Annotated in this window: 17 protein-coding genes; 13 read left to right on the top strand and 4 right to left on the bottom strand. The window is 47.2% G+C overall.

All coding sequences use genetic code 11. The features are described from left to right. Positions 1–4: 4 nt before the first annotated feature. Entirely contained in the window at positions 5–325 is a 321-nt protein-coding gene (locus tag CWC33_RS07320; protein ID WP_100691410.1) for a primosomal replication protein PriC, read from the top strand. Here CWC33_RS07320 and CWC33_RS07315 read toward each other — a convergent pair. The 3 genes from CWC33_RS07315 to CWC33_RS07305 all read right to left on the bottom strand — a co-directional run bounded on the left by CWC33_RS07315 (position 322) and on the right by CWC33_RS07305 (position 2,924). Continuing rightward, positions 322–822, bottom strand: coding sequence for a DUF3016 domain-containing protein (locus tag CWC33_RS07315; protein WP_100691409.1), 501 nt, complete (start codon positions 820–822; stop codon positions 322–324). The two genes, CWC33_RS07320 and CWC33_RS07315, sit on opposite strands and share 4 nt — an antisense overlap. 115 nt (positions 823–937) lie before the next feature. Then, a complete protein-coding gene (groL, locus tag CWC33_RS07310; RefSeq protein ID WP_088767401.1) occupies positions 938–2,581 on the bottom strand; it encodes a chaperonin GroEL in 1,644 nt (547 codons plus the stop codon). A 52-nt stretch (positions 2,582–2,633) separates the two neighbouring features. After that, the gene (locus CWC33_RS07305; RefSeq protein WP_053954308.1) at positions 2,634–2,924 is read right to left on the bottom strand and encodes a co-chaperone GroES; all 291 of its coding nucleotides are present in this window, start codon (positions 2,922–2,924) and stop codon (positions 2,634–2,636) included. Positions 2,925–3,095: 171 nt separating this feature from the next. On the opposite strand from CWC33_RS07305, the gene cutA reads away from it, so the two are divergent. From cutA to CWC33_RS07245, 12 genes are all read left to right on the top strand, one after another. After that, a complete protein-coding gene (cutA, locus tag CWC33_RS07300) occupies positions 3,096–3,407 on the top strand; it encodes a divalent-cation tolerance protein CutA (protein ID WP_100691408.1) in 312 nt (103 codons plus the stop codon). Next, positions 3,404–5,107: a protein-disulfide reductase DsbD gene (locus CWC33_RS07295; RefSeq protein WP_100691407.1), complete on the top strand. Its 1,704-nt coding sequence runs from the start codon at positions 3,404–3,406 to the stop codon at positions 5,105–5,107. The genes cutA and CWC33_RS07295 overlap by 4 nt, the downstream gene beginning before the upstream one ends. A gap of 144 nt (positions 5,108–5,251) precedes the next feature. After that, positions 5,252–5,716 carry a type II 3-dehydroquinate dehydratase gene (aroQ, locus tag CWC33_RS07290; protein ID WP_100691406.1) on the top strand — a complete coding sequence of 155 codons (465 nt, stop codon included), beginning with the start codon at positions 5,252–5,254 and terminating at the stop codon, positions 5,714–5,716. Positions 5,717–5,724: 8 nt separating this feature from the next. Next, positions 5,725–6,177: an acetyl-CoA carboxylase biotin carboxyl carrier protein gene (accB, locus tag CWC33_RS07285; protein WP_100691405.1), complete on the top strand. Its 453-nt coding sequence runs from the start codon at positions 5,725–5,727 to the stop codon at positions 6,175–6,177. Between the two features lie 20 nt (positions 6,178–6,197). Continuing rightward, positions 6,198–7,547, top strand: a complete 1,350-nt coding sequence (gene accC / locus CWC33_RS07280; protein WP_088767395.1) for an acetyl-CoA carboxylase biotin carboxylase subunit — start codon at positions 6,198–6,200, stop codon at positions 7,545–7,547. A 4-nt stretch (positions 7,548–7,551) separates the two neighbouring features. Further along, complete coding sequence (gene prmA, locus CWC33_RS07275; protein ID WP_100692301.1) at positions 7,552–8,433, top strand: 50S ribosomal protein L11 methyltransferase; 882 nt, start codon at positions 7,552–7,554, stop codon at positions 8,431–8,433. A 124-nt stretch (positions 8,434–8,557) separates the two neighbouring features. Continuing rightward, complete coding sequence (gene dusB, locus CWC33_RS07270) at positions 8,558–9,529, top strand: tRNA dihydrouridine synthase DusB (RefSeq protein ID WP_088767394.1); 972 nt, start codon at positions 8,558–8,560, stop codon at positions 9,527–9,529. Between the two features lie 7 nt (positions 9,530–9,536). Next, positions 9,537–9,830 (top strand): DNA-binding transcriptional regulator Fis, encoded by a 294-nt coding sequence (gene fis, locus CWC33_RS07265; RefSeq protein WP_053954316.1) that lies wholly within the window; start codon positions 9,537–9,539, stop codon positions 9,828–9,830. A gap of 73 nt (positions 9,831–9,903) precedes the next feature. Further along, entirely contained in the window at positions 9,904–11,460 is a 1,557-nt protein-coding gene (purH, locus tag CWC33_RS07260; protein WP_100691404.1) for a bifunctional phosphoribosylaminoimidazolecarboxamide formyltransferase/IMP cyclohydrolase, read from the top strand. A gap of 86 nt (positions 11,461–11,546) precedes the next feature. After that, the gene (locus CWC33_RS07255; protein ID WP_100691403.1) at positions 11,547–12,410 is read left to right on the top strand and encodes a class I SAM-dependent methyltransferase; all 864 of its coding nucleotides are present in this window, start codon (positions 11,547–11,549) and stop codon (positions 12,408–12,410) included. Between the two features lie 8 nt (positions 12,411–12,418). Beyond that, positions 12,419–13,702 (top strand): phosphoribosylamine--glycine ligase, encoded by a 1,284-nt coding sequence (gene purD, locus CWC33_RS07250; protein WP_100691402.1) that lies wholly within the window; start codon positions 12,419–12,421, stop codon positions 13,700–13,702. A gap of 70 nt (positions 13,703–13,772) precedes the next feature. Beyond that, complete coding sequence (locus CWC33_RS07245; RefSeq protein WP_100691401.1) at positions 13,773–15,557, top strand: bifunctional diguanylate cyclase/phosphodiesterase; 1,785 nt, start codon at positions 13,773–13,775, stop codon at positions 15,555–15,557. Here the strand turns inward: CWC33_RS07245 and maoP are convergent. Beyond that, on the bottom strand, positions 15,554–15,919 hold the full coding sequence (gene maoP / locus CWC33_RS07240) for a DUF413 domain-containing protein (RefSeq protein WP_088767390.1): 366 nt from the start codon (positions 15,917–15,919) through the stop codon (positions 15,554–15,556). The genes CWC33_RS07245 and maoP overlap by 4 nt on opposite strands. Positions 15,920–16,031: the final 112 nt, after the last annotated feature.

The raw sequence follows: 16,031 nt of genomic DNA, 5'->3' as shown, positions 1-16,031 counted from the left end.
ATTCATGAGCGACAGCTTTGACAGTGTTGAACAGAAAATTCAAGAGCACCTGCAAATTCTCTACAGACAAGTCGTCGATGCCGATCAGTATCTAGATGACATGCGCCAGCAAGGTAAGGCTAAGTTTCAGGGCGTGTTTGCCGAGCAAACGATTTTTAATAGTAAAGGCAATAAGTTTCAGCCTTATTTAAATGAAATTACCGAAAACTTTGAAGCCTGGAAACAAGACCAGAGTAATGAAGAGTTGCTGCAGCTACTGGTTCAGCAACTGCAGCTCATGACAGAAACTCTAGCGAGGCTGAAGGCTATTCGCCAAGCAGGTTAGCTCTTTTCGCGTAAGGTTTCATTAAACCATCGAGTCAGCATTTCTTCTTCAAAATACAAATCGTTGCGACGTTTTACTGAAGCCAGGCTGTCATAGTTAAAGCCCATGTTCTTTAACTTCTCCTGGCCTTTCTTTATCACCTGCCCGCTGCTGTCAGTTAGCTGATAATTAAAGTGAATACGCGGAAAGTCTATTTCACGAACAATCCGCACATAGTTCGAGGTTGAACGTCCAAACGTTGGCTCTAAACGACCCGTTAAGTCGACATCGGTTACCGTTAAAGTGAGCTTTTGTCCCTCTGGTAACTCTTTTGCAAGAGTCTGAATATGCTCAGCGAGCTGCCCTTTCACTTTTTCCTGATAACGCTCTTCATGGCCATTAGCCGGCTCAAAATCGGTGTATTTATCAACACCTTCCCATTTAACTTCAGCCTCTCCCGCAAAGGAAAGAGCACTGAATGAAAGTGCCATTAAAACGACCAAACTACGGATACGCATGCTTATTCCTCCGTCATACGTTTTGCTTATATGTCGTTAGAGTGCCGAAAAGCAAAAAAATTCCATAAAAAAAGGGAGCCAGCTGAGGCTCCCTTTTTAGGCGTTTAAGCGCGCATCACATCATGCCGCCCATTCCGCCCATGCCACCCATGTCGCCGCCCATTCCGCCAGCGTTATCGTCTTGCGGGATGTCAGCAATCATAGCTTCAGTAGTAATCATCAGCGCACCAACTGAAGAAGCAAACTGCAGCGCTGAACGAGTTACTTTGGTTGGATCCAAAATACCCATTTCCAGCATATCGCCATAGGTATCGTTACCTGCGTTGTAACCGTAGTTGCCTTCTCCATCACGTACGTTGTTAGCAACAACAGACGCTTCCGCACCTGCGTTGGTTGCGATTTGACGCAGTGGTGCTTCCATTGCGCGCAGTGCTAAACGAATACCGACGTTTTGCTCTTCATTGTCACCACGTAGTTCACCCAGTTTGCTCGCTGCACGAACCAGTGCAACACCACCACCTGGGACAACGCCTTCTTCAACCGCAGCACGAGTTGCGTGCAGAGCATCTTCCACGCGTGCTTTCTTCTCTTTCATTTCAACTTCGGTCGCAGCGCCTACTTTAATGACTGCAACACCACCGGCTAACTTCGCCAGACGTTCTTGCAGTTTTTCGCGATCGTAGTCAGAAGTGGTTTCTTCCATCTGTTGTTTAATTTGTGTTACGCGGCCTTCAATAGCAGCGTCATCGCCATTACCATCAACAACAGTGGTGTTATCTTTAGTGATAACCACACGTTTCGCTGTGCCTAAATCTTCCAGCTGAGTTTTCTCCAACTCCATGCCGATTTCTTCAGAAACAACAGTACCACCTGTCAATACTGCGATGTCTTGCAGCATTGCTTTACGGCGATCACCAAAGCCAGGAGCTTTAACGGCAGCCACTTTAACAATGCCACGCATGTTATTTACAACCAATGTCGCCAACGCTTCGCCTTCAACATCTTCAGCGATGATCAACAATGGTTTACCTGCTTTAGAAACACCTTCTAATACCGGCAGTAATTCGCGGATATTAGAGATTTTCTTATCCACCAACAGGATGAACGGGTTATCCAGTTCAACTGAACCGCTTTCCTGATTGTTAATGAAGTAAGGAGACAGGTAACCACGGTCGAATTGCATACCTTCGACCACATCAAGTTCGTCAGTCAATGCCTGACCTTCTTCAACAGTGATAACGCCTTCCTGACCTACTTTGTCCATTGCTTCGGCGATGATTTGACCGATAGTTTCGTCAGCGTTTGCCGAAATAGTACCAACCTGCGCAATCGCTTTGCTGTCGGCACATGGTTGAGAAATTTTCTTCAACTCTTCAACAGCAGCGATAACCGCTTTGTCGATACCGCGTTTTAAATCCATTGGATTCATACCCGCCGCAACAGCTTTCAAGCCTTCGTTTACGATAGCTTGCGCTAATACGGTCGCAGTAGTTGTACCGTCACCAGCTTCGTCGTTTGCTTTAGACGCAACTTCTTTAACCATCTGTGCGCCCATGTTTTCGAACTTGTCTTCCAGCTCGATTTCTTTTGCAACGGACACACCATCTTTAGTGATGTTCGGCGCACCAAATGACTTATCTAGAACCACGTTACGACCTTTAGGGCCTAAGGTTACTTTTACTGCGTCAGCCAGTACATTGACGCCTTTCAGCATTTTTTGACGCGCTGTGTTACCAAACTTAACTTCTTTAGCTGCCATGTTTGCTTTCCTCTTTAAATACGGTTTAACGATTTATGCGTTAGGGTTTGGCTTATTCTTCGATAGCCAAAATGTCGCTTTCGCTCATGATCAAGTACTCTTCACCGTCGATTTTCTCGGTTTTGACACCGTAACCTTCGTTGAACAGAACCTTGTCGCCGGCTTTTACGTCCAGCGCACGCACTTCACCGTTATCCAAAATACGGCCATTACCTACAGCGACGACTTCACCGCGTGTGGATTTTTCTGCCGCAGAACCAGTCAGAACAATGCCGCCTGCCGATTTTGCTTCGACTTCGATGCGTTTAATAATGACTCGATCGTGTAAAGGACGAAGTTTCATTGGTGATAACTCCTCAACCTATGTTGTTAGTGGTAAATACCCCTTTGGGGCGTGTTAAAAACGTTGTGCTCAATAAATGGGGGAAATTTTTGTCTTATCAAGGGGGCAGATAAAAATTTTTTATGGTAATTTTGCTGCTCAATTGAATAACGCAATGATACAGGTGTTTCCATGGTCAAACTCTTCTATTGCACAACCGACAGTCAGTCATCTGCTAATGAGCTGGCCGTTTCAGTCGTGGAACAGCAATTGGCCGCCTGCGTTAATATCATCCCGGGCATTACCTCGGTGTATCATTGGGATAACGAGATTCAACACGATCAAGAGTGGTTGCTACTGATAAAAACCACTGACGAGATGTCTGAGCCGCTCAAAGACGCCATACTAAAAGCACACCCGTACGATTCGCCAGAGCTTATCAGTGTCAATGTTACCGATGGCTTACCTGATTATCTGCAGTGGGTTCAGGATACCGTAAAATGAGAAAGTCGCTGTTCAACGTTGTTATAGTCTTATTCTTCATAGCTGCTCTGCCTGCTCACGCAGCGCAAAGTCCTTTCGCCAGTAACAGTCAAGAGTTTCTGCCCGTTGATCAAGCCTTTGATTTTAGCAGCGGCATTGATGGCAAAACCGTGACGGTCAGTTGGTTAATCGCGCCAGATTATTATCTGTATCAGCATCGTTTTTCCGTGGTACCAGAGAATGCTCTAGCTGAAACATTAAGCTTTCCGGAAGCCGAGTCCCACCACGATGAGTTTTTTGGGGAGTCCTTTATTTACCGGGAGTATGTAGAACTCACCTTTGAGTTAAGTGAAGACTACTCTGGCGAAAAAATTACTATTCAATACCAAGGCTGTGCTGATGCCGGGCTGTGTTATCCGCCGACTCAAAAAATCATACCGCTCGACGCTAATGCCGACAACAACACCAGTAACGTACAGGAAACGGCTATTGAAAATTCCCTGTTTGGTATTGGTGAGCAATCGCTTGTCGTGACACTTTTGCTATTTTTCGCATTAGGTATTGGTTTAGCCTTTACGCCCTGTGTCTTCCCTATGTACCCCATTCTGTCCGGCGTCGTTTTAGGTAACCGCCAGCGTAACTGGCGCAATACATTATGGCTGTCCTTTATCTATGTACAAGGTATGGCTATTACCTATTCGTTACTTGGTCTGGTCGTTGCGCTGGCCGGTATGCAATATCAGGCTTACTTCCAACATCCAGCCGTTCTCATTATTTTGGCGGTATTGTTTACTGCGTTTGCGTTTAGTATGTTTGGCGCGTTTACCTTACAGCTTCCCGTTAGTTGGCAGTCTCGACTGCAGCAGTTTAGCGGCCAACAAAAAGGAGGTAGCCCGTTAGGTGTATTCATTATTGGTGCCATCTCCGGATTAGTGGCGTCTCCGTGCACAACGGCTCCTCTTTCCGGTGCTTTGCTCTTTATTGCACAATCAGGCGATATCATTAACGGTGCGGCAATACTCTATGCGTTAAGCCTGGGCATGGGTGTGCCTCTTATACTGTTCGGCCTCAGCGGTGGTAAGCTGCTGCCTAAGGCCGGCGCCTGGATGACCGTTGTGAAACAGTTTTTTGGCTGGTTACTGCTTGCTGTCACACTGTTTTTAGTCGAACGCTTACTGCCAACCCATATAAGTATGTGGCTCTGGATATTCTACTTTGTGATTGCCGCCGGTGCTTTAATCGCCGCTATTAGTCGAATTACCTCAGTTAAATCAACCGTTGTTTCATTAGTTATTTTGTCGAGCCTGGCCACCGTTGGCGTTTACTGGCAAGTAAATAAAGCACAGTTGGAGCGGCAAAGTCATGGCTTATTCGAACAAGTTGCGACTCTGGAAGATATTCAACGCGAAGTCGCTGAAAGTAACACATGGGTCATGTTGGACTTATACGCAGACTGGTGCGTTGCCTGTAAAGAGTTTGAGCAATACACTTTCTCCGAAGCGAGCGTGCAAAAACACTTTGAGAACATGCATTTAATACAAGCTGACGTTACCGCCAACAATCAGCAAGATATCGATATACTGAATTACTACAACGTGCTTGGTCTGCCAACCATTTTGTTCTTTTCACCAAGCGGCGAAGAGCAAAAAATATACCGCGTAACGGGCTTTAAAGACGCCGAAGAATTCAAAATGCATCTTGAGACGATGCTAAATGAGTAATTTTGCGCCTAAATGCTCTGATAAGACCAGTAAAGTGCTGCATTCCTGTCATTTTTGCCTATAATACGGAAAATAAGAACTCATACTTGAAGTCGCTGTCTACAATAGTTAGTTTTCAGTGATTTCGGAGCAGATGGCGGCATAATGGCGAAACCTTCTCATATATTAGTGTTAAATGGGCCAAACCTTAACCTGCTAGGCTCGCGGGAGCCCTCTATTTATGGTCATAAAACGCTCTCTGATATTCAGCAGGATCTAAACAGCATCGCCAAAGCTAAGGGTGCAGAATTAACCTTTAAGCAATCAAACGCTGAGCACCAACTCATTGACTGGATACAACAAGCGGCGGAATCGGGTGTCGATTACATCATCATCAACCCAGCAGCTTATGCCCATACCAGTGTTGCGTTAAGAGATGCGCTGTTAGCCACTGCCATTCCATTTATCGAAGTACACATTTCCAATATTTATCGCCGTGAATCATTCCGGCATCACTCCTATTTAGCGGACGCCGCAACCGGCGTAATTTGCGGCTTAGGCCCCTCGGGTTATGAGTACGCGTTAAACGCCGCTTTACAGCATTTAAATAACAACGACATTGAAAGGTAAGCGTTAGCATGGACATTCGTAAAATTAAGAAATTGATTGAACTGGTTGAAGAATCAGGTGTAGCTGAATTAGAAATTACTGAAGGCGAAGAGTCGGTTCGTATTAACCGATACAGCGCTCAAGCCGCGCCGGCACCTGTTCAGTACGCTCCGCAGCCGGCACCTCAGGCGGCGCCTCAAGCTCCGGCGGCTGCAGACAGTGCTGAAGCACCCAGTGAGGAAATATCCGGTCATATTGTTCGTTCACCAATGGTGGGTACCTTCTATGAAGCGCCTTCACCAGATGCAAAACCATTTGTCACAGTGGGTTCGCGAGTCAACGCAGGCGACACGCTGTGCATTGTGGAAGCAATGAAAATGATGAATCAAATTGAAGCGGACAAGTCCGGTGTTGTGAAGCAAATTCTGGTCGAAAACGAAGAACCAGTTGAGTTTGACCAGCCACTATTTGTTATCGAATAAAGTAACCGCAGGAATTTGTCATGTTAGATAAAGTGGTCATAGCGAACCGCGGCGAAATTGCACTGAGAATTTTGCGAGCTTGTAAAGAGCTTGGCATTAAAACGGTTGCGGTTCACTCGACGGTCGACAGAAATTTAAAACACGTACTGCTAGCTGATGAAGCTATCTGTATTGGTAAAGCACCGGCGAATGAAAGCTATTTGAACATCCCCAGAATTATTAGTGCAGCGGAAATTACCGACTCTGCAGCTATCCACCCGGGCTACGGCTTCTTAGCGGAGAACGCAGACTTCGCTGAGCAGGTTGAACAATCTGGCTTTGTTTTCGTCGGCCCAACAGCAGACGTTATTCGCCTGATGGGCGACAAAGTGTCAGCAATCAAAGCCATGAAAAAAGCGGGTGTTCCTTGCGTCCCGGGATCAGACGGTCCATTAGACGACGACAATGAGCGCAATATTAAGCTCGCTAAACGCATCGGTTACCCAATTATTATCAAAGCAGCCGGCGGCGGTGGTGGTCGCGGTATGCGCGTAGTGCGTCAGGAAAGCGAACTGCTAAGCGCTATTAGTATGACGCAAAACGAAGCTCGCGCTGCTTTCGGGAATCCCGTTGTCTATATGGAAAAGTTCCTGGAGAATCCTCGCCACGTCGAGGTTCAGGTTCTAGCTGACGGCCAGGGTAATGCTATCCATTTAGGTGAGCGTGACTGCTCCATGCAGCGTCGCCACCAAAAAGTAGTAGAAGAAGCGCCAGCCCCGGGTATTACACCAGAAATGCGTAAATTCATCGGCGAGCGCTGCGCCAAAGCCTGTATTGAAATTGGCTATCGCGGTGCCGGTACCTTTGAATTCTTATATGAAAACGGCGAGTTCTACTTCATTGAAATGAACACCCGTATTCAGGTAGAGCACCCGGTCACCGAAATGGTTACCGGTATCGACCTCATTAAAGAGCAGCTTCGCATTGCTGCTGGTCGCCAACTCTCTATCAGCCAGGAAGATGTCGTTATTCGTGGGCATGCTGTTGAGTGTCGTATTAACGCTGAAGACCCGGATACCTTTGTACCGTCGCCCGGTCAAATTACCCGTTTCCATCCACCGGGTGGCTTTGGTGTGCGTTGGGACTCTCATGTTTACGCAGACTACAAAGTCCCCCCCAATTATGACTCAATGATTGGAAAGCTCATTACTTACGGGGAAAACCGAGATATCGCCATTGCCCGTATGCGCAACGCGTTAAGTGAGCTGATTATTGAGAACATAAAAACCAACGTACCGCTGCAAAAAAGCATCATGGCGGATGAGAACTTCCAGCATGGTGGCACAAACATCCATTACTTAGAGAAAAAGCTGGGTATGGGTGGTCATTAATAGAATGGCCTGGATACAACTCACACTTTCAAGCAGTGAAGAGCATGCGCCGCGTGTCGGCGACATGCTTATGGGGAACGGCGCTCAAGCGGTCACCTACCGCGACGGCGCCGACACACCTATTTTTGAGCCCAGACCGGGCGAAGTGACGCTATGGCAAAATACCCTTGTCACAGGGTTGTTCGACGCTGAAGCTGATATTAAATCAGTTGTCACTAACCTGGAAAAGTCAGCTATTTTGCCGGCGCCTCTTCAATATAAAACTGATGCACTTGAAGACAAAGACTGGGAACGCGAGTGGATGGATAACTTCCACCCTATTCAATTTGGCGAACGCCTTTGGATTTGCCCAAGTTGGCGTGATACTCCTGATCCATCGGCCGTCAATATCTTGCTTGATCCAGGCATGGCGTTTGGCACCGGTACGCATCCAACGACGGCGATGTGCCTGAGATGGCTTGATGCGAACCCACCAAAAGATAAGACCACCTTAGACTTTGGCTGTGGCTCCGGTATTTTAGGCATCGCAGCGTTGCTATTTGACGCTAAGCACGCCATTGGTATCGATATTGATCAACAAGCGCTCATTGCGACCAAAGATAATGCCGAACGTAACGGTGTCAGCGACAAGTTCGATGTCTACTTACCAAGTGAGCAACCACAAACACAGGTTGATTTAGTCCTCGCTAATGTGCTTGCCGGTCCACTCAGGGAGCTATCGGACACCATACTGGCGTTTGTAAAGCCCGGTGGCCAGCTTGTGCTGTCAGGCATTCTGGAACGCCAAGTCGATGACGTTATGCAAGCCTATCAACCTGACATTAATTTCGACACGCCTGTCATAGACGGTGACTGGGCAATGCTGAGCGGTACTCGAGTTGGTTAACAAGCGTTCGCTTTGTCAATAGTAAAAAGTTAAAAAAAGACTCAAATTGCGTAATAAATAGCCTTTTCTTTATTGCGCAAATTCCATAAAATTCTCTCCCCTTTCGCTGAGTAGTTTTTAACCGATGCGGATTGGTCCATATCAACTCGACAATCAGGTCATTCTAGCTCCCATGGCCGGAGTTACTGATCAGCCCTTTCGTCAGCTGTGTTACAGCAAAGGGGCAGGTTTGACAGTGTCTGAAATGCTGTCCAGTAACCCGAAAGTGTGGAAAACCGGTAAGTCCAGGCAACGCATGGATCACTCTGGTGAGTTAGGTATTCGCGCCGTGCAGATTGCAGGCTCGGAGCCTTCGCTAATGGCAGAGGCGGCCAAGGTGAATGTCGATATGGGCGCTCAAATTATTGACATTAATATGGGCTGCCCGGCAAAGAAAGTGAATAAAAAAATGGCAGGCTCTGCGCTGATGCAATACCCAGAGCTTGTGGAAGAAATACTGACGGCTGTGGTTTCAGCGGTTGATGTTCCGGTCACTTTAAAAACCCGCACAGGTTGGGATCGCGAACATAAAAACGGAATTGAAATAGCAAGAATAGCGGAACGTTGTGGTATCCAGTCACTTGCTCTGCATGGCCGGACTCGGGCATGTATGTATAAGGGCGAAGCAGAATACGACACCATACGGGCAGTGAAAAAAGCGATCTCAATTCCCGTTATTGCTAATGGCGATATTCGCACGCCACAACAAGCGAAAGACGTTTTAGCTTATACTGGTGCTGACGCCATCATGATTGGCCGGGGCGCACAAGGAAACCCATGGTTATTCCGGGAAATAAGCCATTACCTGGAAACTGGTGAAGAATTAGCACCGCCGCCAATAGCAGAAGTTGCGGAAACAACAATTAACCACGTTGAACAGCTGCACAGCTTTTACGGCAGCTTTCAGGGTGTACGTATAGCCAGAAAGCATGTCGGCTGGTACTTGAAAGAGCAAGCCAGTAACGATGAGTTCCGGCAGGTATTTAACCGTCTGGAAGATGCCAGCGAGCAACTCCAGGCACTCGAAGATTATTTTGTCACTGTAGAGAAGAGATAAGCGTATTATGTTTGATCAAAACCCTAATCGTGAGAATGTATCTCCCCTGACCACTATCGGAAACAACGCTCAGCCTAAGCCACTGCGTGATTCCGTAAAGCAAGCACTGCACAGCTTCCTGCGCCAGCTTGACGGTCAGGATCCAGAAGAGCTGTACGAACTGGTGCTGTCAGAAGTAGAAGCACCGTTACTTGAAGAGGTCATGACTTACACCCGGGGTAATCAAACCCGCGCCGCAACCATGCTTGGCATTAATCGCGGCACCTTACGCAAAAAGCTGAAAAAATACGGCATGAACTAATACGATTTTTGGGCGCCTTTTGGCGCCTTTTTTTTATGGCTTAAAAAGTAACCTAGAACAGAAAGGCAAAACCATGGAAAACCGTCCTATTCAACGCGCGTTAATTAGTGTTTCAGATAAAACAGGCATTGTTGAGTTTGCTCAGGCATTAGCAGCAAAGAATATTGAAATACTCTCTACAGGCGGCACTGCCAAACTCTTACGCGACTCTGGCTTAACCGTAATTGATGTCTCTGAGCACACCGGACAAACGGAAATTATGGGCGGTCGTGTTAAGACACTACACCCGAAAGTTCACGGTGGGATTCTGGGCCGTCGTGACATTGATCAGGCCATTATGCAGGAACAAAACATCGCGCCTATCGACATGGTTGTTGTAAACCTCTACCCGTTTGCCGAGACCGTTGCTAAAGAAGGTTGTACGTTAGAAGACGCGATTGAGAATATCGATATCGGTGGGCCAACTATGGTTCGAGCCGCAGCGAAAAACCATAAAGATGTCACTATTGTGGTTAATGCGTCTGACTATGACCGCGTTCTAAGTGAAATGAATAACAGTGGCACTGTCAGCTACGATACTCGCTTTGATTTAGCGGTTGCCGCGTTTGAGCATACTGCGCAATACGATGGCATGATAGCAAATTATCTGGGCAAACAGTTAAGCGACAATGACTTCGCCCGCACATTAAACCTGCAAGTATCGAAGAAACAAGACCTACGCTACGGAGAAAACTCGCATCAATCAGCAGCATTCTACACTGAGAGCAATGCGCCTGAAGGTAACGTGTCTGCGGCCAAACAGCTGCAAGGCAAAGCACTTTCTTTCAATAACATTGCCGATACCGACGCCGCTTTAGAATGCGTGAAAAGTTTCGTTGAACCGGCTTGCGTTATCGTCAAGCACGCGAACCCATGCGGCGTTGCTATTGGTGAATCTATTTCCGACGCTTACGATCGGGCGTTCAAAACCGACCCAACCTCAGCGTTTGGTGGGATCATCGCATTTAATCGCGAGCTCGATGAGTCGACTGCGACTGCCATTGTTGAACGCCAGTTTGTCGAAGTTATTATCGCACCAAGCGTCAGCGATGCCGCAAAAGAAGCCGTCTCCGGTAAGAAAAATGTGCGTTTGCTCGAATGCGGCCAGTGGGCTGACTCTGGGACTCAACTTGACTATAAACGTGTCACCGGTGGCCTGTTAGTGCAAGATACCGATACCGAGGACTTTAATGCAGACGAGTTGAAAGTCGTCAGCAAAGTTCAGCCAACCGAAGAACAAATGACTGATTTACTATTCTGCTGGAAGGTAGCGAAGTTTGTTAAGTCGAACGCTATTGTTTATGCCAAAGACGGCATGACCATTGGTGTTGGCGCCGGCCAAATGAGCCGTGTTTACAGCGCAAAAATTGCAGGCATTAAAGCAGCCGACGAAGGCCTCCAGGTTGAAGGCTCGGTCATGGCTTCTGACGCGTTTTTCCCATTCCGAGATGGGATTGACGCCGCCGCTGAAGCCGGTATTAAGGCGATTATTCAACCGGGCGGGTCAATTCGCGACGACGAGATTATTGCCGCCGCAGACGAGCACGGTATTGCCATGGTCTTTACCGGAATGCGCCATTTCCGCCATTAATGCGTAGTGATAAGTGATGTTATTTGCCGCCCCGACAATTCGGGGCTAATCTTTACAAACACTTATAAAAACGAAGAGGCAGGTTTATGAAATATTCTGCAATCGCATTATCTATGGTATCGCTGTTAGCTCTGTCGGCTTGCGATAGCGGCCCTAAGTCATCCGCACCAGCGAGCACCGAGCAGGGAGCTTCAATAACGTTGGAACAAGCGGTCAATCATGATGATCGTACGCCCGCGTATGTTGAGCGTGATCAGTTTCGTCATCCGAAAGAAACACTAGCGTTTTTCGAACTTGAGCCATCCATGACGGTTGTGGAAATATGGCCAGGTGGTGGTTACTACAGCGAAATTCTGGCGCCATACCTTGCTGAAGAAGGGACATTTTACGCAGCTCATTTCCCCGAAGACACACAAAGCGACTACTACCAACGTTCGCTCAATAAATTTAAAGAGCGCCTGACCAGCGAAGCGGTATTTGGCAATGTTGAGTTGACTCAGTTTGCGCCGTTAACGCCACTGGAAACAGACATTGCGCCGCCAAACAGCGCTGACCGCATACTGACCTTCCGTAACTTACACAATTGGTATATGAGTGGCGGCGAAGAAGCGGTGCTGGATGCTTTCCGGCAATTCCATCAAGCATTAATTCCGGATGGTATTTTGGGTGTGGTTGATCACCGTTTACCAGAAAGTGCAGACGATGGCGCTATGGAAAACAGTGGTTACATTAAAGAAAGCTGGGTGATTGACCTTGCAGAGAAGGCAGGCTTTGAGCTGGTCGAAAGCAGTGACATTAATGCAAACCCGAAAGATACAGCAGACCACCCCAACGGTGTTTGGAACTTACCACCAACACTGAATGTAGAAGATGGTGACGACGTGGAAGTTTATAAAGCTATCGGTGAGAGCGACCGATTCACATTAAAGTTTAGAAAACCCGTAGAATAAGGATACTCATGAAAGTTTTGGTTGTTGGCGGCGGAGGCCGTGAACACGCACTGGCGTGGAAAGCAGCGCAGTCTTCACAAGTAGACTGTGTCTTTGTAGCTCCTGGCAATGCAGGTACTGAGCGTGAGCCTAACCTCACAAATGTTGATATTGCAGCCGAAGACATCGACGGTCTGCTCAACTTTGCCAAGCAGGAAAGTATCGGGCTGACCATTGTTGGGCCTGAAGCCCCTTTGGTTGCTGGCATTGTCGACAAGTTCACTGATGCCGGATTAGCCGCTTTTGGCCCGACAGCCCAAGCGGCTCAGCTGGAAGGCTCTAAAGCGTTCAGCAAAGACTTCCTGCAGCGTCACAATATTCCAACCGCCGACTACCAGAACTTCACTGAAGTAGAGCCTGCAAAAGCCTATGTTGCGGAAAAAGGTGTGCCTATTGTCATTAAGGCGGACGGCTTAGCTGCTGGTAAAGGCGTTATTATTGCCGAAACCCTAGAGCAAGCGAACGCAGCGATTGATGACATGTTGGCCGGTAACCGATTTGGCGACGCTGGTCACCGCGTGGTTATTGAAGAATTCTTAACCGGTGAAGAAGCCTCTTTCATTGTTATGGTTGACGGTGAACGCGCAATACCGTTTGCCTCTAGCCAGGACCATAAAGCTCGAGACAATGGCGATACAGGCCCGAACACCGGTGGCATGGGAGCCTACTCTCCCGCGCCCGTCGTATCTCCGGCTATCCATGATTGGGTAATGCGCCATGTTATTAAACCGACTGTTGACGGAATGGCTGCTGAAGGAGCTCCTTACAAAGGTTTCCTATACGCTGGCTTAATGATTGCGAACGACGGTACTGCCAAAGTGCTCGAGTACAACTGCCGTTTTGGAGATCCGGAAACACAACCCATTATGATGCGTCTGAAATCAGACTTAGTGGAGCTATGCTTGCAAGCCGTTGACGGTAAACTAAACCAAGCACCTATCGAGTTTGATGAGCGCGCAGCAGTAGGCGTTGTTATGGCTGCCGGCGGCTACCCAGAGAGTTATAAGAAAGGCGACGTTATTCAAGGCTTACCAAATGCTGAGTCTGAGAATCAAAAGGTCTTTCACGCCGGTACTAAAATAGAAAATGGAAACGTTGTTACCAGCGGTGGACGTGTGCTCTGCTGCACTGCACTGGGTAACACGGTCACTGAAGCTCAGAAGCAAGCCTATGACCTAGTTAATGGTATTAACTGGGACAATGTTTATTTCCGTACGGATATCGCTCACAGAGCGATTAAACGCGAAAGCTAAAGCTCACCTCCTGTCATAACATCGTCATAAAGCGGATTTATCATCCGTGATGTTTATGACAGGAGGCTTTATGTCAACGTGCGATAGCCGCCAGGCGCTCATTTCACTGATTGAAAATCAACAATTGTTCCCCTTATTTCAACCCGTTGTTGATACTGCCCGCGGTTATGTCATTGGCCATGAGTCGCTCATTCGAGGGCCAAAAGGTCACGACCTGGAGTTTCCCGATAAGCTCTTCTCTGTTGCCAATGAGTGCGACTTACTGTCTGAGCTGGAGCTTGCCTGCCGTTATGCCGCACTAAAAGAGTTTCAGCGTCAGGGCATGACCGGCAAACTGTTTTTAAACGTAAACCCCAACGTATTAAAAGATGATTCTCACCCCCATGGTTCGACTTTACGGCTATCACAACAGCTTGGCCTCGACCCAAACCAAATAGTGATCGAAATTTCCGAGCGTTATCCGATAGAAGACACTGAAAACCTAAAGGAAGCCATTATTCACTACCGACAATTAGACTTTATGATAGCCATAGACGACTTAGGCGCTGGTTACTCCGGTTTAAAGCTTTGGTCTGAGCTACACCCCGATTACGTTAAAGTTGACCGCTATTTCGTTCAGGATATTCATGAATCATCGGTGAAAAGAGAATTTGTACAAAGCATTCTATCGTTGGCAAAAAACATACAAACAAAGGTGATTGCCGAGGGTATTGAAACCAAAGAGGAACTTGAACAACTTCACGCATTAGGCATTAAACACTGTCAGGGGTATCTGTTTGGTAAGCCTGCTAAATTACCGGTGTATAATGTTCAACCATCACTTTTAAACACCTATAAGCCAGTAAAAGGCGGTTATAATGAAACGATTGCCAGCGTTGTTAATTCGCTGGAAATTATTGCTGATGATGAACCGGCTTTAGAAGCACTGAACCGCTTTACCAAAAATGCGGCATTGTCATTACTTCCTGTCACTCGCCACGAAAAAGTGGTCGGCGTCATCAGCCGGGAAAAGTTATTAGAGCGGTTTTCTGGATCGTATGGACATGCACTGAATGCCAATAAACTTGTTGCTCACATAATGGAAAAAGAGCCTATTGCTGTCGACTGGCAAGCGTCGCTGGAAGACGTCAGTCAGTTAATTACTGAGCATGACGAAACCGATGTCTATCAACATATTATTGTTACTCGCAACAACGGATATTACGGCGTGGCCTCGATAAAAAGCTTGCTACGCAAAATAACCGAACTGAAAATTAACGATGCTCGACATGCAAATCCGTTGACTCAACTGCCCGGCAACGTCGCAATCAATCGTGTTATCAACGAAAAACTGAGAGAACAACGTCAATTTAGCGTTGCCTACTTCGATTTAAACCACTTTAAACCCTACAACGATATTTACGGCTATGAGCAAGGTGACCAAGTGATAAAATGGGTCGCTCAGTTACTGCAAAAAACGCTGACAGGGTGCAGTAACTTCGTCGGCCATATTGGCGGTGATGACTTTGTCGTGATATTTGATCATGCCGCTGTCACTGCCGACAGAATTGAAAACAGCTGCCAGAAAGTCATTGAACGGTTTGATGAGGACATTGTTCAGTTTTACCAAGAAGAACATATAAAACTTGGCGGTATTAAAGCGGTGAACCGCGAGGGCCACCCAACATTCTTCTCTTTATTGAGCATTGCGGTTGGCGTTGTCAGCCCAGACGCTAAGCTTTGTGAGTCGCACCACGACGTTGCGTTACTTGCAACCGAAGCCAAGAAGGAAGCAAAACGTTTTGGCGGCAGCTATTGTTACCATTGCCACCGCCAGGCTCCCAGACGCTTAAAGCTTGTTAGTTCGCACTCTTAATCTTCGACTATCAGATCATCTTCTGTGTCCGAAGATGAGCCTAAAGAATCGTCAGCAAACTTACCTTTACCATACATACTCGCCACTTTAGGACGGTGAATACGCGCCTGATATTTCGCCCATGTCTTTTCAACCGGGGTAGCAGGCGCTTGCTCGCCTTTTGCAGCAGCCAGTAAATCGATGTCTTCCTGCAACGTCGGTTTAAACTCGCCATTGAGCATGGCGGTAATCAAACAACCATAGTGTGTCAATGCATCGCTTTCCCTGATAGAAAAGTCGCCAGAACGCGCGAAGCCATACGGATAGTTTCTGAAATCGTTAAACGGTTTCTTCAATAATAACTCTCGGGTAATAGTGGTCATGATAAGCCCTTCCTACAGACTAAAACCGAACAAAAAGCCTGTCGTTATTTACGACAAAAACGATATAGAGCTATACCACAACTTTGTCAATGAAAATTTTTGTAAAACGCGT

The organism is Idiomarina sp. X4 (assembly GCF_002808045.1).
Lineage (GTDB): Bacteria > Pseudomonadota > Gammaproteobacteria > Enterobacterales > Alteromonadaceae > Idiomarina.
The sequence above is the reverse complement of the archived record's forward strand: the minus strand, read 5'-3'. Positions and strand labels throughout refer to the sequence as shown.

What these genes read in the sequence shown, in the direction of transcription:
- cutA (WP_100691408.1), top strand. Translation starts at nt 3,096, where the DNA reads ATGGTCAAACTCTTCTATTGCACAACCGACAGTCAGTCATCTGCTAAT.
- CWC33_RS07315 (WP_100691409.1), bottom strand. Translation starts at nt 822, where the DNA reads ATGCGTATCCGTAGTTTGGTCGTTTTAATGGCACTTTCATTCAGTGCT.
- CWC33_RS07305 (WP_053954308.1), bottom strand. Translation starts at nt 2,924, where the DNA reads ATGAAACTTCGTCCTTTACACGATCGAGTCATTATTAAACGCATCGAA.
- fis (WP_053954316.1), top strand. Translation starts at nt 9,537, where the DNA reads ATGTTTGATCAAAACCCTAATCGTGAGAATGTATCTCCCCTGACCACT.
- purH (WP_100691404.1), top strand. Translation starts at nt 9,904, where the DNA reads ATGGAAAACCGTCCTATTCAACGCGCGTTAATTAGTGTTTCAGATAAA.
- prmA (WP_100692301.1), top strand. Translation starts at nt 7,552, where the DNA reads ATGGCCTGGATACAACTCACACTTTCAAGCAGTGAAGAGCATGCGCCG.
- dusB (WP_088767394.1), top strand. Translation starts at nt 8,558, where the DNA reads ATGCGGATTGGTCCATATCAACTCGACAATCAGGTCATTCTAGCTCCC.
- maoP (WP_088767390.1), bottom strand. Translation starts at nt 15,919, where the DNA reads ATGACCACTATTACCCGAGAGTTATTATTGAAGAAACCGTTTAACGAT.
- CWC33_RS07255 (WP_100691403.1), top strand. Translation starts at nt 11,547, where the DNA reads ATGAAATATTCTGCAATCGCATTATCTATGGTATCGCTGTTAGCTCTG.
- aroQ (WP_100691406.1), top strand. Translation starts at nt 5,252, where the DNA reads ATGGCGAAACCTTCTCATATATTAGTGTTAAATGGGCCAAACCTTAAC.
- groL (WP_088767401.1), bottom strand. Translation starts at nt 2,581, where the DNA reads ATGGCAGCTAAAGAAGTTAAGTTTGGTAACACAGCGCGTCAAAAAATG.
- CWC33_RS07245 (WP_100691401.1), top strand. Translation starts at nt 13,773, where the DNA reads ATGTCAACGTGCGATAGCCGCCAGGCGCTCATTTCACTGATTGAAAAT.
- accC (WP_088767395.1), top strand. Translation starts at nt 6,198, where the DNA reads ATGTTAGATAAAGTGGTCATAGCGAACCGCGGCGAAATTGCACTGAGA.
- accB (WP_100691405.1), top strand. Translation starts at nt 5,725, where the DNA reads ATGGACATTCGTAAAATTAAGAAATTGATTGAACTGGTTGAAGAATCA.
- purD (WP_100691402.1), top strand. Translation starts at nt 12,419, where the DNA reads ATGAAAGTTTTGGTTGTTGGCGGCGGAGGCCGTGAACACGCACTGGCG.
- CWC33_RS07320 (WP_100691410.1), top strand. Translation starts at nt 5, where the DNA reads ATGAGCGACAGCTTTGACAGTGTTGAACAGAAAATTCAAGAGCACCTG.
- CWC33_RS07295 (WP_100691407.1), top strand. Translation starts at nt 3,404, where the DNA reads ATGAGAAAGTCGCTGTTCAACGTTGTTATAGTCTTATTCTTCATAGCT.